A 16,691-nucleotide genomic window follows, 5' to 3' on the forward strand; every position below is an offset into this window, starting at 1 on the left:
CCGTTTCACGAATAGGCTATCATGTGCTGCCAGCTATTCGCTATAATCTTATTCATTGCGAGGTATCGGGGTAAAATTCGCAGTACTATCCTTGACATAAAAAGAAGAGTCAATACACAAATTGACTCTTCTTTTTACAAAATACTCACTTTATTGAATCTAAAGCATCCCGTTAAGCAAAACTTATTCGCTCCAGAAACTACCTAATCAAAGTCTAAACTACTTTACCGCTGGCACATAATTTTGATTATCAATAATTAATTTTCCTAAAATCTCTTTAAGAATTTCTGAAGTTCCTCCGCCTATTGGCCCTAAACGACTGTCCCTAAACAAACGTGCCAATGGATACTCCTCCATATACCCATAACCACCTAACATTTGTAAACAACTATAAATAGTATCATCTGCAACTTTTGTAGATTTCAGCTTAGCCATAGTGGACTCTTTTACGACGTATTCTCCTTTATCTAAACGAGCGACAGCAGCATAGTTAAACACCTTACAGTGTTCTACCTCTGTTGCATGCTCAACAAGCGTATGTCTTAATGCTTGAAACTTACTTATTTTTTTTCCAAATGCCTCTCTATGCGACATATAATCTATTGTATAATCTATTGCATATTCAGCTCTAGCATGTGCATTTATCGCCATGATTAAACGCTCCAAAGCAAAATGCTGCATGATGTAAGGAAATCCTTTCCCTTCTTCACCCATTAAGTTTTCTGCTGGGATCTCTACGTTGTCAAAGGCAATTTCAGCAGTATCAGATGCTCTCCAACCTAATTTATCTAGTTTGACAGCCGATATCCCTTTTAAACCAGTATCCATCAAAAAGATGCTAATCCCTTTGTTTCCAAGTTCAGGATTAGTTTTTGCTGCAACAATATAATAGTCTGCATAAACACCGTTTGTAATAAATGTTTTGGAACCATTAATAATATATTTATCTCCTTTTTTTACGGCATTAGTGCGCATCCCCGCAACATCACTACCCCCAAAAGGCTCTGAAATACATAAAGCTCCTATTTTCTTTCCGGCGATACTTGGCACTAAGTAATCTTGCTTTATCCTTTCGTCACCCTCAGCATTCAAATGGGTCATCGCTAAATACCCATGAGCCCACATGGCAGCAGCAAAACCTGATGACTTAATTTTTTGCAATTCTTCGAGAAAAATAACAGTATAAAATAAATCGAGATTCAGACCGCCATAAGCCTCTGGGTAGGCAATACCAAAGTACCCCATCTCGCCAAATTTTTCCCAAATAAAACGTTCTATTGTACCCGTTTTTTCCCACTTTTCGATATGCGGAACAACTTCTTTCTGCAGAAAATCTTTTAAACTTTCTCTAAATGCATGGTGTTCTTCCGTAAAATAAATTGAATTCATATAGTATATTTTTCTTAACAAATAGTATTAATTGAAGCATAATAAAGCAGTACTATTTCAAATTTCGTTTTTAAACGATTAAAAATAATCCGCTAATAAAAAAGTAACACCTCTATTTTAAAAGGCAATACAATTCTCTTGTCCGGGGCTTAAAATCTGACACTTCTAATTAAAGTCCAAATATAAGTCAATTATTTTTGCTTTATCAACAGGAAATCCCTTAATTTTTATTAAATCCTCAATATTATTAAAATCCCCCTTCATGCTTCTATAAGTTATAATTTCTCTGGCCAGTGCATACCTAAAATAATAAAACTGAGAAAGCTCCTTTAAAGAAGCGGTATTGACCTTGATTTTTTTAAATTGAGGCAGCGCCAAAACTTCAAAATGAGTATTCAAATTCTCAATTACTTCTGGTGACAACCCCCAAATATCCTGCATTTGATCCATAGAAACAAATCCGCCCAACGTTTCTTTTTGTTTTAAAATGCGAATAGAAATGGCCTCACCTATTCCATAAATTTTTACCAAATCTTCTTTTGTTGCCCTATTGATATCAATGACTAGGATTTTTTCTTTTTTGGCGAAAGCTGGATTTGAATATTTTTTATATGTAATAAATTTAGTTTTCTGTTTTTTAGCAAGCACCCAATCCGGGAATTTAAAATAAGGCGCTAGCACATTTAACAATGAGTCTGAAACTTTAGTCACGTTCTGAAACTCCTCAGGAGAATTTACATATTTGTTTTGTTTTCTAAAAGCGAGCAAACGATCAATTTCCTGAAGAGACATTCCTAATCTATATCCTTTATAATCTGTGATAAAATTGGGATTAAAAAGATACACATTGGGCTTTTTATTTGCAGCTTCCATAGTAAGGGAATCCATTGCAGTTTGAAGAGAAAGCCATTTTTGTTTTTCAGGATACGCTTTAGATACCGCTCTAAAATCAACAAAAAAATAAACCAGCTGCAGGACTACACTAATTACAAACAAAAAGAAAATACCGGTTCGTTGCTCCTTAGTGAACTTAAAATAAGTTAGAATCGTTTTAAAACTCATGGGATACGTATCGATTTGCTAGCATTAAAAATAATTCTAAATTTATAAATTAAATCAAGACCGTTCGCTTTCTGTAGATTTTTTTTCAAAAACAAATTAATACCCGCTACAAGCCTATTTGACAAAATAATTTCACCGGGAATCAATATTAAAAAAGACGACAAATCATTTTTTACAACTTAAAATTCAATTATTGTTTTTATTTTTTATAAAAAACAATACATTTGGAGCTTAATAACAAACAAAACCATATAACCCATGTCAATTTGGAAAACTAAACCCCTTTCGGTATTGCTAAATGAAGCATCAGAATCTGAAAAAGGATTAAAAAGAACTTTGTCTTCACGTTCATTAGTAGCGCTAGGAGTTGGAGCAATTATCGGAGCAGGATTATTTTCTTTAACAGGAATCGCAGCCGCAGATAATGCAGGACCCGCAGTAACGCTATCCTTCGTCTTAGCAGGGATAGGCTGTGCCTTTGCTGGATTGTGCTACGCTGAATTTGCCTCTATGATCCCAGTAGCAGGAAGTGCTTACACCTATTCTTATGCCACAATGGGAGAATTTGTTGCTTGGATTATTGGATGGGATTTAGTGCTTGAATATGCTCTTGGAGCCGCAACAGTAGCAGTGAGTTGGTCTCAATACGTAGATAAATTCCTCGCCAATTATGGACTCAATATTCCCCAAGAGATACTCCATGGACCATGGGATGAGAAACCAGGATTCATTAATTTACCCGCCATATTAATTATATGTGCCCTTTCTCTACTATTGATTAGAGGTACAAAAGAATCAGCTTTATTAAACAATATTTTGGTTATTTTAAAAGTAACTGTTGTTATTGTATTCATAGGTATCGGATGGGGTTTTATTGACGGAGCGAATCATACTCCATTTATCCCTGTAAATGAAGGCGAAGCCCTTTTAAGCTCAGGAAAGATGACATTTTTAAATTTCTTTAGTAGCGATTACTTTGGTCATTACGGCTGGAGTGGTATTCTAAGAGGTGCAGGAGTTGTGTTTTTTGCATTTATAGGATTTGACGCTGTTTCTACAGCTGCACAAGAGGCAAAAGATCCACAGAAAGGTATGCCAATTGGTATATTAGGGTCGCTCATAATTTGTACCGTTTTATATGTTCTATTTGCTTTTGTTTTAACTGGTTTAGAAAACTACCTTAACTTTAAAGGTGACGCAAGCCCTGTCACTACAGCGTTTGCTAAAACAGGTTATACATTCTTAAACTCAGCATTAACAATTGCGATTATTGCAGGATATACCTCTGTAATGTTAGTGATGTTGATGGGGCAAAGTAGGGTTTTCTACAGTATGAGTATTGACGGATTATTACCTAAATTTTTTAGTACATTACACGCAACAAATAGAACACCATACAAAACAAACCTACTTTTCATGGTTTTTGTTAGCATGTTTGCAGGATTTGTTCCTGTGTCAGACTTAGGTCATATGGTAAGTATAGGAACATTATTTGCGTTTGCTCTTGTATGTATTGGAGTTGTTGTAATGAGAAAAACTAATCCCGATGCAGTAAGAGGTTTTAGAGTGCCATTTGTACCAGTATTTCCAATTCTAGGAGTTATCATCTGTCTAATCTTGATGGCTGGATTACCTATTGAAAGTTGGGAAAGACTTGCCATTTGGATGATTATTGGAGTTGCTATCTATTTTGCCTACGGTAAGAAAAAAAGTAAACTAAACAATCCGGATAAATAAATTTACAGCATACAAAAAAGGGATTCTAGAATAGTTTAACTATTTTAGAATCCCTTTTTTTATTTAACTCTTTTTACAAATCAAAAACCGAAGTGCGTTTTGCACGAATTAAATCTTTCAACCGCATCCAAAAAGCCAAAGTTAAATACACGGCAAACCACAAGCCAGCTGTAACAAATGACAAGTAAATAAAAAATAGTCGGACGCTACTGGCACGCATTCCTAAGGTATCTGCTAAGCGGGAGGAAACATGAAAACCGTGTTTCTCAAAAAAGAACTTAAGCTTAATTACTGCTGACATTTTTCAGTTAGTGTATTAAATTCGTCAATCACATATTTAAAAAACAAATTTACAACATTCTCCAGTAAACAAATCCAAAAATAATTGAATTAATTTTTTTTCAACAATTCCATTCCTACGGCACATTCTAAGCATTTACCTGCGTTGCAATACTCCATTTTTAATTGCAGTAATGATTGGGTATCAAAAGCACTTGCAGCGAGAACCCCAAAAGACTTGAATTTATCTATAATGGCATTTTTCTCCGGAGAAACTTCTTCTAACAGACGAATTAAATCCTCTGAAATTTCTTTTCCCTGACTTTTAGCAAAAGCAAATTGTAGCGGAAGTATGGTATTTATGACAATCAAGTCAATGAAAGATTTTGAAAGCGATTTCCTTTTCTTTGGACTTTCTTTATCAAATTGGTAATGATTCAACCAATATTCAGAAGTCGAAACCTGAAACAGGTCGTAACTACTTTTTAATGAATTCAAAACACTTATTTTTGAAAATAAATGTACCTGACTGTGGTATAAATTCGCCAATTGAGAAAGACGTATCGTAGGAAAATTATCCGGGCGATGCTTAAAAAACTGGACTGGTGCCTGGCCACCTTGCTCCAATTGGTATTTATGTATCAAGTAAAAATACCTAAACTTTAAATCTTTGAAATAAGTATCCTCCTTATCAGAATCCAATAACCCTGCGGTTCCAAAAATTAATGCTTCCAGATTCTCAATTTCAAAACTTTCTTTTCTAAGCACCGAAAAAGGAATGTTTTGTGCCATATTAAAAAAGAGTTCTCCATTGGTATTTAATCCAAAATTTTTAGCCAAAAGGCAAAACAACACTGCTTCCCAATCGTGATTGGTTTGTTCTAACAAATCAAATATAGATTTTGCTTTTCTTTCCAGACGTTCAAAAAACAAACGTTCCTGCCAATTTTTAAAGACAAATCCATCAATTTTATTAATTTGCTTTTCGCAAAAAATCCATGATTTGGGTGCCATTAAAGATTGGTAATTTTCAAGGGTGGCCTTATCCACATATTTTTTAAGTTCCAAAACCGGAATTTCGCTGTTATTGCTTCTAAACACTTCCGTATCATGCTCCCAAACTACATGTAAAATAACGTTTTCATATCCTGAATCCTGTTCATGATGATGCACATACCAGTCTGACGATTTAAGATGAATTTCGACATTTCCTGCCCATTTTTGATTTGCAATCGTTATTTGTGCATTAAAAAAATCAGGACCGGCCAGTTCAAGATATTGGCCCACAGTAACAATTGTGATTTCCTCTCCATTGAAAGTTTTCAAATTCAAAGTATCAAATTTCTTGAATTTCCACAGGTAATGGAGGAAATCTTCTTTCATATTGAAAATATTAGATTGAAGACTAATGTAGTAAAAAAAGAAATAGCAAATTATCTAAAACAAAAAAAATCAGAAATTTCCCTAAAACTCCAAATATTATTTTGGCAAAATAGGATGTTTTTATTTCAACAAATACAATTTGGCACAAGCCCGGGCATCAGATAACGCTTCGTGATGATTCAAAGCGATATTCATTTCCCGGCAACAATCGCTCAATTTAGTTGGTTTCAATCCTTTGGCTTTGTATATTTTTACGGTACATTCCCAACGAGAGGCAATATTCAAATCCGCATACTCTAAATTATAAAGCGCCATTGATTTTGCCAAAACATTCCGGTCAAAACTTTCATTGTGAGCTACAACCATCCTGTTTTGCAACCGTTTTTTAATTTCAGGATATACCTGAGCAAATGACTTAGCATTCATGGTATCACGCGGATAAATCCCATGCACTTGAATGGTAAAAGGAGAATATAAATTATTTGGCGGTTTGATTAAACTAACAAACTCATCTGTAATTATTCCATTTTCTACGGTTACAATTCCTACAGAACACGGATGGTATGCGGTTGCTGTTTCAAAGTCTATAGCGGTGAAGGTCAATTTGATTTCAGATTTAGGGTTAACGATATTTGATTTCAGATTTACAAAAATACTGTCAATTATAGAAGTTCAATGTATTTGTTACCTTTTTTTTAGATGTTCTTGCAAACTTTTAGATTCCAAAAATTTTACAGCAACAAAGTAATTAAACCAAAAAACCTTGCAGGTTTTTTGATTCTTGTTGGAGTATAATTAGGGAATAAAATCCAGTTTTAATCTTATTTTATCGACCCAATAATATCATATTTAGTTATAATATGGTGATTTCCATTCTCTAATTCAATCAAAACGGCTTCATTCTCTTTCGTGAATAATCGAGAAACTTCTTCAATAGGAGTTCCGTGTTTCACTATTGGAAAAGGTTTTCCCATTACATCTTTAATCGGTTTATCAGCTACATTTTTGTCGGCTACGTAACTTTGAAACAAATCACTTTCATCAACAGAACCTACAAATCCGGTGGTATCAATGACAGGAATTTGAGATATTTTGTATTTACGCATTCTTTCTATGGCGTGCGAAACTAATTCTTCGGTACGCACCACAATCAATGGTTTGTCGATATGATCTTTGATTACATCCTCCGCCTTTGTGATTTCTTCTTCTAGAAAACCGCGTTCCCGCATCCAGTCGTCATTGAACATTTTACCTACATAACGGCTTCCTGAATCATGAAAAAGAACCACAACTACATCTTCCGGTTTAAAATGTTCTTTGAGTTGCAACAATCCTTTGATCGCCGCACCAGCAGAATTCCCTACAAATATTCCTTCTTCAAGTGCAATTTTACGGGTATAAACCGCCGCATCTTTATCCGTTACTTTTGTAAATCCGTCAATCAAAGAAAAGTCTACATTCATGGGTAATATGTCCTCACCAATCCCTTCTGTGATATACGAATAGATTTCATTTTCATCAAAAATTCCTGTTTCATGGTATTTTTTAAATACAGAACCATAGGTATCGATTCCCCAAATTTTAATGTTTGGATTTTTCTCTTTCAAATATTTCCCAACTCCGGAAATAGTTCCTCCAGTGCCTACCCCCGATACAAAATGAGTAATTTTACCACTTGTTTGCTCCCAAATTTCCGGTCCCGTTTGCTCGTAATGCGCGATAGCGTTTGAAGGGTTGTCGTATTGATTCACATACCAGGAATTAGGCGTTTCTTTGGCCAATCGTTTAGAAACCGAATAATACGACCTTGGATCCGTAGGTTCTACATCCGTAGGACACACCACAACTTTAGCGCCTACGGCACGAAGAATATCCATTTTTTCTTTGGACTGTTTGTCTGAAATTACACAAATTAGTTTGTATCCTTTTATAATGGCGACTAATGCCAATCCCATTCCTGTATTCCCGGAAGTTCCTTCAATAATAGTTCCGCCTGGCTGTAAACGGCCATCAGCCTCCGCATCTGCAATCATTTTTACAGCCATTCTGTCTTTTACGGAATTTCCTGGATTGAACGTTTCCACCTTAGCAAGTACTAAGGCCTCTACTTCGGCAGTTACTTTATTGAGTTTCACTAATGGGGTGTTGCCTATGGTACCTAATATATTTTCTGCGTAGCGCATTGTATAATAAATTTAAGATTGTAATTTGTTGTAAATACTGCTACAAAGATAGTATTTTGTTATAAATTAATCTTGTTTACGAAATTTTGCGTTCGTGATAATAGCGACATCCTTTCCTTGTTTGCTGCCAAGCAAGGAAAGATATAGCGGATAGCGCGATAAAACGCCCAAAAAAAATGACTTAAAAAATTGAAATTTTAAAGAGCTATTAATTAAAGAAGTTCCAAATTAAACCAAATCGGATCGTAAAATCACGCGATGGATTATTGGGGGAGGCATAAAAATCATTGCCGGTGAGTGCCGAATTAAAATGTTCCGCTTTCAAATAGATCCTTGTTCTTTGAATTTTTGCATTGATAAAAAAATCAAGGTTAGGATGATTGCCAATTTTTTTGTCTTTTTGCACAAAAAATTCTCCTATGACCGGATTGTATTCATTGGCATAATAACTGGAAAAGTAATTGAGAGAAATCCCTGTTTGCAGAAATAAGGCTTTTTTAAACAAAAAATTCGAGTAGTAAAACGTATTTCGCGTTACAATTTCAGGCACGTTCAAGATGGCATCTTGTTGTTCTGTTTTTTGATATAAAACTGTATTATCTAACGCAAATTTTCCAAATTTTAATTCTCTGCTGATTTTGATCGATACATAATTTATTGTGCTATTGTATTGTGCCGGCGCAACAATTTGTGTGTTAACTGTTTTTTGCTGCGCAGTTGATGCTTCGGTAAAATACAAATGATCATTCAACACTGAAAACTGCAATTCCGCATCTAGCCAAGGAGAAATGGCATTAGCTTTTATTGTGTTTATTTTTTCATTCTTAAAATCATTAGACCAGTTGTACTGCACGTAACTGCTCTGGTGCAGATTGTAATTGTTATTGGGTAGTTTGTTTATGTTTTGATACTGAAATGCAAATTGAATTTCATCAGTGAGCTCATACTTCAATTTAGCATCTAAATTTGAAAGCGACTGGTTGGTAATGGATCTGGAATAAGAAAAAATACCGTTCCAATTGTTTTTTCGGTATTCATATTGACCTCCGGCACTATTAATGTTCTGGCTCAAGAAACTTGGGACTGTTTTCGCATCAAATATTAGGATCTGATTGTAATAATAATTAGATCTGAAATCGTCAGCAAAAAACTGAAATTTACCCAATGTTGTATTTTCATAAATCAAACCAATTCTATTGTACATCTTGTTGTAACGAGTTTGATCATTGATCCCGCTGTTTGCAAAAGAGTCCCCAAACCGGTCAACTATTGCCCCTCCTACGGCAGATGCTACTGTGGCCTGATTGTATTCAAAGAACTTATTTTCGTAATTAAACTGATGCGTGAGATACGCGTTATTGTCTCCTTTTTTTGTGTTAATTCTAAAATTGTGATCCACAAAAATTCTTTTTCCTTTCAGAAATGATTTGGCGTCATTAAGATACACTTCAAATCTTTGTCTGTTATCGTAGTTTGGATCACCACTTTCAAAATCATTAATAGTCGTAATTCCACCGTTTTCTTCATTTAAAATATCTTGATAGGTATAATGTGCATTAGCAAAATACCGTTTATTTTTAGTGTTGTAACTGGTGGTGAACCTGAAATTTCCTGTACTTGAGAGCTGATTGATGTATTCTCCTTCTGAACGTAGTCCTCTGTAGGCGATCGAAAAATTTAAATTTTTTGAGGTGTTCAGGGTAATAAAGGCATCTACTGACTGCCCCTTTTGTACGGTTGTTTTAAAATATAATTCGGTAACAGGAGTTGCTACAGAGCTGTAACGGATTTGGTTTGCCTCCAAAAAATTAAAATGCTTTGCTTTAAAACCAAATTCCGGAAATACAACTACATCCGTCAAACCGTATTGTAAGGTATTGTATGTTTGTCCATCATTTGCAAAAGGTAAAAGTCCAAAAATGTCTTTTCGCAAATAGTTGTGGCTGTATTCTTTTTGAATATTGAGAGACGTGTCAATGTAAGTGGTATCCCGTTCTAAAGTGATGAACCGATACATATCAACAGTAGCCACTTTTTGTTCTTTTTGTTTATTGACCGTATCTGACGCACTTTGGTATTTACTGGCAGTATCTGTATTAGTAATATTTTTTTGAGAAAACAGCAGCATGGGCACTGCTAAAAAACAAAATAAAAATAATATTCTCATTTGACAGGATCTAATTAGTCGGTTACGTATACAGTTTTAACTCGGCAAAGATAAATGATAAAAACCTATAAATAAAAAAACATCTGACGGAAGTATGTGTTATACAAGAAAATTACTCGCTGTCAATTTACTCTTTCGGGACAGTTTTAAAGGGACCTGCAAGCCACAAATTTTCAGGAAACACTCCTTTTTCGTAGCATTTTGCACTACAAAACGATACATTAAACAACTGTCTAATAATAATAATAATAGCTACTGTCCTCTATAAAACAACACCGTAGTGATGGTCTTGAAAGCAATGTTCAAATCTAGGTAAATGCTGCGGTGCTTGATATAATACAAGTCATACTGCAGCTTGATCAGACTATCATCAATGGTTTCCCCATACGTATAATTGACCTGTGCCCAGCCAGTAAGTCCCGGCTTGATGATGTGTCTGGTTTCATAAAAAGGCATTATTTCTGCAATTTCTTTTACAAAAATAGGACGCTCGGGACGCGGACCTATAAAAGCCATATCACCTTTTAGTATATTGATAACCTGAGGAAACTCATCGATTCTGGTTTTACGCAGAAATTTCCCAAAAAGCGTCACTCGGGAGTCATTTGTAGCGGTAAAAACGGCACCGTTCGATTCGGCATTTTTAACCATTGTCCGGAACTTTAAAATTTTAAATACCGCCCCATCTTTGCCTATCCGTTCTTGTGAATAAAACAACGACCCTTTATTTCCTATTGCATTTCCAAGCAAAATAAGCGGACACAAGAACACGCCTACAACAAGTCCAGACAAGGAAACGGTTATTTCAAATATTCGCATAACAATCAAATACAATTTATTCTGATTGCTTCGGCTAAAAGGAAAAAAACGATAAAAATCCCGTGACATGTACTGCACTGGTATGCGCTGGGTTTTACTTTCATATACCTGTGTATATTCCCGTATAATATTCCCAGCCTCTAATAAATGAAGCAATTGTTGGTACAAATCTGCTGTAATACCTCCCGTTTTTTGGGAAGCAATCACAATTTCAGAAACTCCGTTTTCATTCACAAAAGAGAACAAATCCTCTCTTTTGATGTGCTGCACATAATGGTATTCTTCCATTTGTTGTTCACTGGAATCTAGATTAACAAACCCAATTATTTTATAATGCGGATCAATATTTTCAAGTCCTAAAATCAACTCCTGTACCTGCTCCTGATCACAAATCAAGATTGCTTTCTGAAAAAATCGATTAGAGGCCAAAAAGGTTACATACAACATCCTCCAGAAAAACAACGATAAGAATACGACCAGAAAAAACAATAGAATTTGAAGGCGGTTTGAGGGCAGTTCCGGAGAAAAAAACGGCGTCAGTAAATAGACTAAAACAGTTGTTGAAACGGTAATAAGAGTACTTTTTAACACCTGAAACTCGTTGCTAGCCACCTGAAGATTATACATTTCAAAAATAGCTCCAAATACATTTAGGTAAACTGCCAAGACGATTGTCCAGTAATAATTAGTAGCTGAAACTTCAAAATAATCAAAAGCAAATACCTTTCCAGTTGCATATAAAGCCGTCAAAACAAAGAGAACATCAAAAAGTCGAAGAATCATCTTTCGTTCTGATATTTCAAAATGCATTTTGTCAACTGAAAACATGATAGGTATTTATGGTACGGGTGCAAATTTAATTTTTTTGTTCCAAATTAAACTTATAGTAGCACCTCTTTTTTTTAAGAACATCCACTTTTAACAAAGTGATTTTTTTAAGAGCTGCGAATTCCCTAAAAAAACCATGAAAAATATTGAAACGAATACGCACCACTTTCTTTATGGTTCTTCTCTACTCTTCTTTTACAACACTCGTTCTTCTGGGCGATCCCAACTGCACATTGAGTAAGGACAACGAGTATACAAAGGCCGGTGCGGCGGTACGCATGGCGGCATGATTAATGGTTAAAAACCAGAAGGCAACAAAACACAATAAAAACATATTGAACTTGTTTTCCAAGTACAAAACCAAGGGTGTAAAAAACAAAATCAGCAATGCTATTATCCCTAAAGACCCATGCTCGGCCAGCATCCGGGTAATTTCGTCGTGGGACAACACTTTGATCCCCGTTTCATCCTCCCGGACTTCCACCCCTTTCCCAACCCCTACTCCAAAAATAGGGTTCTTCAAAAACGTATTGATCTCATTTAGTGCCACATCCTCCCTGCCGGTAAACTGGCTCTCTTTAGCCCTTCCTGCGGCATCTTGATTGGCATAGCGCTTGTCAATAAGGCCGCCCGTCTGAAAGGAGGTGAAGGTCCAAGTGACAAACATTGCAAACACTAAGAATACGATAATATAATTCAATTTTGCCCTTCCGCCAAAATTAGATTTAAAATACAAGAACGCCAGCAACAAAACAATCATCAAGAATCCGGTAATCATTCCTCCTCGGGAGAAAGTAATGATTCCTCGATAAGTGATATTTAACGCAAGGATCAGGTTGATTATAATTTGGAATTTTGTTTTAGAATCCAATATTACTCTGGAAAAAAAAATAAACATCCCCAGTCCTAAAACCGTAGCCACCTGATTGGGGCCATACCCTCCAGAAGTTTGAAAATTAGATTCGGTTCCCGTTATGACTTCCTGTAAATCTGGTGTATAAAAAATCAGATATGCCACACAACTAATAATAGGAAGACCCATGCTCAGCAAGATTGTATTCATCTGATCCAATCCAATCTTTCGCCGAAAGGTGTACAAAGAAGCCAGTCCCAAACAAACGGGACCAGAAAGATTAAAGGCAATCGCTTTGCGAATATTCGTGTCAAAATTCAATACAAAAGTCGAAATAATAACACCGGGGATTAGTAACAATAGAAAGATCCAATACGGAATGGCTCCTTTAGAAAAACCGCTGTAATACATCCCGATAAGAACAAAGAGTACAACCCCGTATTTGGAAATTTCATAGAGTGGATTTCCACCGGTCATTCGCAAAAAGACTTCGCTCCCTACCACATAAGCCGCAGCAATCAGTGCTTCGTTATTTCTGTTTTGTTTTTTTACGATATAATAAATTCCAAAAATAAAAATAGAATAGCCGTATATTTTTGCTGTAAAAGGCAACAAATACCCCAATGCACCCACCACCACATGGAAAAGAATTAAATAGAGATAGGATCGATCTTCGTTTTTCATTTGTAACTATTTAGAATCGGATAGTTTTTCATAGTTCTTAATTAAAATATCGATCACTTTTTCTTTTGAATAATTATCTACAACTAATTGATGCAAATGTAGTGCAAAACTAATTCTTAAAGATTCCTTAGAAATCATTTTATCTAATTGAACTTGAAGCTGAAAACTATCTAGTGGAGTAAACAACAAACCGCTAAAATTATCTTGGATAATCATTGGACAATGCCCGGTATTTGTTGATATTACTGATAATTTTGCCAAACCATATTCTAATAATGTTACAGGAAACCCCTCTGCTGTAGAAGCTAAAACACCAATTGTTGCTTGAGATAGTATGTATTTGATGTCAGTCTTAGAACCATAAATAAAAACATAATTTTCTAAATTATTTTTACTTATAAATTCCTTTAAAATAGCTGAATAGTCGTCCTTGTAATCTTTTCCGATTAAATGCAAACTCCAACCCAATTCCATTAAATTCATTTCCGCAAAAGCACGCAATATTGTTATGTGATTTTTAGGTTGTTTTAGATTTGCGATACATACTATTCGCTTCCCTTCTTCACTTTTCAGAATAGTTTCTTTTAAAACGTTGTCATCAAACGTAGCGAAATTTGGTAAAAAATAATTTTTTTTAGTTAATAGATTTTTATTAGCCCAAACTTCTAATTGATGATTTACTACAAATGTGCAAGAGAAAAAACAGGAACAAAAAGATAATATCAAATTATTCCATATTGATTCATTTGCCCTTGCTCCATAATGATCGTGCCAAATTAACTTAATCTTAGGATACGTCAATTTAAGTAATACCGCAGTAAAAAATGATGTCCCGTGTGCATGTGCGATTGTAATTTTATTCTGTTTTACAAATGATTTCAACTTTAAAACTGACCTTAAGTCGAAAGTGTGTTTTTTATTTAAATACAAATAAGAAACATCCGCATCAATTTGATGGAGCAGTGACCCTTCATTTCGGGTGACGATCAAACCTGCAAATTCAATTTTTTTCGCTAGCGCATTGGCATAACTGATCGCCATACGCTCCGCTCCACCTGCCTCGAGTGAATCTATAATTTGAATGATTCTCATGTTGTTGTTATCACTTATGTTACATATTAATCTACGCCCAATAGTAGCAAACCCACTCAAAGAGACGAGTTAAACTCAGCATCAACGTGCCAGTAATTTTTTGATTTCCGCTTCGAAAAAATCCATCGTATAGCCCCTGGACCATTCTGCTCCTCTGGTTTGTTTGTAATCAAAAAGGCTTTGGTTACTCAAAACCGATTCGATTTGCAAAATATCTTTTTCAAGATCCATTTCCAGCAAAATCCCTCTGTCCCCATAATCCAGCATAAAAGGCACACATGAAACAGCTGTTGCCAGAGGAACACAACCCCAAAACAGACCCTCGGCAATCACTTTTGGCCACCCTTCACTCTCTGAAGGCAACACTATAAAATGACTGTCCTGATAGGCTTTTTGCAGGGTTTCTTTGGATTGATTTCCTTTCAAAAAAACAATGGACTCGAGCTGATGCGCTACAACATACTCCTCTAAGACTTTACGTTGTACTCCTTCTCCATACAGCCGCAAACGCACTAAATACCCTTTTTGATGCAAATTTTCGATCAATTGAACAGCATACAGCGGATGCTTCCCATGGACTAATGTACCTGCAAAAACAAAATCGACCACACCCTGTAACACTTTTGGAACCACTGCCAATTTATCTTTTTCAGAATAGGTAGCCGTAAAAAAAGGTTTAATATTTCCAGAACTGCCCTTCCACTCGCCATACACTAAAACCTGCATGTTTCGGGTCAAAAAAGTGTTGCTTAAAATCCATCGTTGCAGTTCGTAGGTCCAAGGGTGCTTGGATTCAGGATCCCAATTTCCGGCATATTTAGCTGTTTTTGGAGTATTCGGAAATAAAATTTGAACAAAACAACCCAATAATCCAATATTTCCGGGACACCGTAAATGAATGTGATCAGCAGATTTCATGGCTTTAAATAAAACCCAAAGCAATCCGGGAAGTTTAAATAAAGTAAGTAAAATAGCTTGTATCGATAATAAATCAAAACTTGGAACAGGAATAAAGTGTATGTTTTGATGCTGGTAAGAACTGTCAATGGCTGTCGCCTTACCTAAAAAAAAAGGAGCCACAATCACTACTTGTGTTACATGGTTGCCCCAAACATTCATTTCTCTTACGTATGGAGCGTACGCATAATATAAATTATTCACTTTCGAATGCGGCACGTGGGTAATGATTACGAACTTCATATTTAAAATACTGTTTATATCTTATTTTGGTTTTCTTATCCACAAACTCCACCAACCAACGGTTCTGCCTACTGCCTCTGTAAAAGCTTCTTTTTTACTACTGCTGGTAAAGGTATTGCTAAACCGAATACCAGTCAAAAGTAATGTAATTGTGTGCCATTTTAATTGATGTTCTAATGTTGGCTTAGGATTTTTCGTTCTCCAGACATACCAACCATTTCGCACGACCATTTTACCATATTGATATTGATTGGGTCTTCCTGCGGTATCGTGATAATGATACAATCTTGCAGCAGTGTTCAAGTACAATGCCCCTATCTTAGACACTCGTAAAGAAAAATCGGCATCCTCATACAAGCCATAACCTTCAAAATAAGTAGAAAAATGCAACGTATCAAACACCTTTTTTCTGAAAGAGGAAACACCTCCCATCAACATTTCAACTTCATACGTTTTACCACTCGGAGGCAAAAATCCCACACTACGACCGTGTGAATATAAGGAAGAATAACCCGGTGGACAATCACTGTCTAATCCTAATTTTTTTCTTAACACGAATCGGCTGCCATCTTTTCTTTTCCATCCATCAAAATAAAATTCATCACTTTTGGAGTGATACTTTTCACCAACAAATTCCGTTTTAGTTTCATCAATAATGTACCCGCCAACACCTAAAGCCTGCGGATAAACCTTATACGTTTGTAACAGTTCTTCAAAATAAGTAGCCGTCAAAACAATGTCATCGTCTAAAAAACAGATTATTTCTATATCAACTGCTACTCTTTCAATTCCGTAGTTGCGTTGCTTAGTCAGACCACGATGTTGTGGAGGAACGACGAAATATTTTAAATGATCAAATCGATTATTCTCTATCATTACCGATGTATCCTGATTAGTTGACCCATCGATGATCATAATTTCATCTGGATACTTTGTTTGCTCTTTCACAGACTCTAATAGCTGTAATAAAGCTTCGGCACGCATGTACGTACAAATTAGTAATGAAAATTTCATT

At 35.5% G+C, this 16,691-nt stretch carries 13 protein-coding genes; 1 reads left to right on the forward strand and 12 read right to left on the reverse strand.

The annotated features are described in order from the left end of the window. Nucleotides 1-219: 219 nt before the first annotated feature. Nucleotides 220-1,389 carry an acyl-CoA dehydrogenase family protein gene (locus tag EKM05_RS07765; RefSeq protein WP_126463122.1) on the reverse strand — a complete coding sequence of 390 codons (1,170 nt, stop codon included), beginning with the start codon at nucleotides 1,387-1,389 and terminating at the stop codon, nucleotides 220-222. Between the two features lie 165 nt (nucleotides 1,390-1,554). Further along, nucleotides 1,555-2,451, reverse strand: coding sequence for a helix-hairpin-helix domain-containing protein (locus EKM05_RS07770; protein WP_126554469.1), 897 nt, complete (start codon nucleotides 2,449-2,451; stop codon nucleotides 1,555-1,557). 258 nt (nucleotides 2,452-2,709) lie between these two features. On the opposite strand from EKM05_RS07770, the gene EKM05_RS07775 reads away from it, so the two are divergent. Then, nucleotides 2,710-4,188 carry an amino acid permease gene (locus tag EKM05_RS07775; RefSeq protein WP_126554471.1) on the forward strand — a complete coding sequence of 493 codons (1,479 nt, stop codon included), beginning with the start codon at nucleotides 2,710-2,712 and terminating at the stop codon, nucleotides 4,186-4,188. A gap of 73 nt (nucleotides 4,189-4,261) precedes the next feature. Here the strand turns inward: EKM05_RS07775 and EKM05_RS07780 are convergent, their stop codons facing one another. The 10 genes from EKM05_RS07780 to EKM05_RS07825 form a co-directional block, all read right to left on the reverse strand. Then, a complete protein-coding gene (locus tag EKM05_RS07780) occupies nucleotides 4,262-4,489 on the reverse strand; it encodes a PspC domain-containing protein (protein WP_126451893.1) in 228 nt (75 codons plus the stop codon). A gap of 89 nt (nucleotides 4,490-4,578) precedes the next feature. Beyond that, entirely contained in the window at nucleotides 4,579-5,850 is a 1,272-nt protein-coding gene (locus EKM05_RS07785; protein ID WP_126554473.1) for a DUF2851 family protein, read from the reverse strand. Nucleotides 5,851-5,970: 120 nt separating this feature from the next. Next, entirely contained in the window at nucleotides 5,971-6,453 is a 483-nt protein-coding gene (locus tag EKM05_RS07790) for a 3'-5' exonuclease (RefSeq protein ID WP_126451891.1), read from the reverse strand. A 218-nt stretch (nucleotides 6,454-6,671) separates the two neighbouring features. Then, the gene (locus EKM05_RS07795) at nucleotides 6,672-8,033 is read right to left on the reverse strand and encodes a pyridoxal-phosphate dependent enzyme (protein WP_126463118.1); all 1,362 of its coding nucleotides are present in this window, start codon (nucleotides 8,031-8,033) and stop codon (nucleotides 6,672-6,674) included. A 208-nt stretch (nucleotides 8,034-8,241) separates the two neighbouring features. After that, nucleotides 8,242-10,200 carry a putative porin gene (locus tag EKM05_RS07800; protein WP_126554475.1) on the reverse strand — a complete coding sequence of 653 codons (1,959 nt, stop codon included), beginning with the start codon at nucleotides 10,198-10,200 and terminating at the stop codon, nucleotides 8,242-8,244. A 252-nt stretch (nucleotides 10,201-10,452) separates the two neighbouring features. Further along, nucleotides 10,453-11,847: an exopolysaccharide biosynthesis polyprenyl glycosylphosphotransferase gene (locus EKM05_RS07805; protein WP_126463114.1), complete on the reverse strand. Its 1,395-nt coding sequence runs from the start codon at nucleotides 11,845-11,847 to the stop codon at nucleotides 10,453-10,455. Between the two features lie 184 nt (nucleotides 11,848-12,031). Next, complete coding sequence (locus EKM05_RS07810; protein WP_126463112.1) at nucleotides 12,032-13,384, reverse strand: O-antigen ligase; 1,353 nt, start codon at nucleotides 13,382-13,384, stop codon at nucleotides 12,032-12,034. A gap of 6 nt (nucleotides 13,385-13,390) precedes the next feature. Further along, entirely contained in the window at nucleotides 13,391-14,476 is a 1,086-nt protein-coding gene (locus EKM05_RS07815; protein ID WP_126554477.1) for a glycosyltransferase, read from the reverse strand. An 81-nt stretch (nucleotides 14,477-14,557) separates the two neighbouring features. After that, nucleotides 14,558-15,676, reverse strand: coding sequence for a glycosyltransferase (locus EKM05_RS07820; protein WP_126554479.1), 1,119 nt, complete (start codon nucleotides 15,674-15,676; stop codon nucleotides 14,558-14,560). Between the two features lie 21 nt (nucleotides 15,677-15,697). Continuing rightward, the gene (locus tag EKM05_RS07825) at nucleotides 15,698-16,690 is read right to left on the reverse strand and encodes a glycosyltransferase family 2 protein (RefSeq protein WP_126463106.1); all 993 of its coding nucleotides are present in this window, start codon (nucleotides 16,688-16,690) and stop codon (nucleotides 15,698-15,700) included. Between the last annotated feature and the right edge of the window lies 1 nt (nucleotide 16,691).

The sequence above is a fragment of the Flavobacterium sp. GSP27 genome, from assembly GCF_003970395.1.
In the GTDB taxonomy this organism is placed as follows: domain Bacteria; phylum Bacteroidota; class Bacteroidia; order Flavobacteriales; family Flavobacteriaceae; genus Flavobacterium.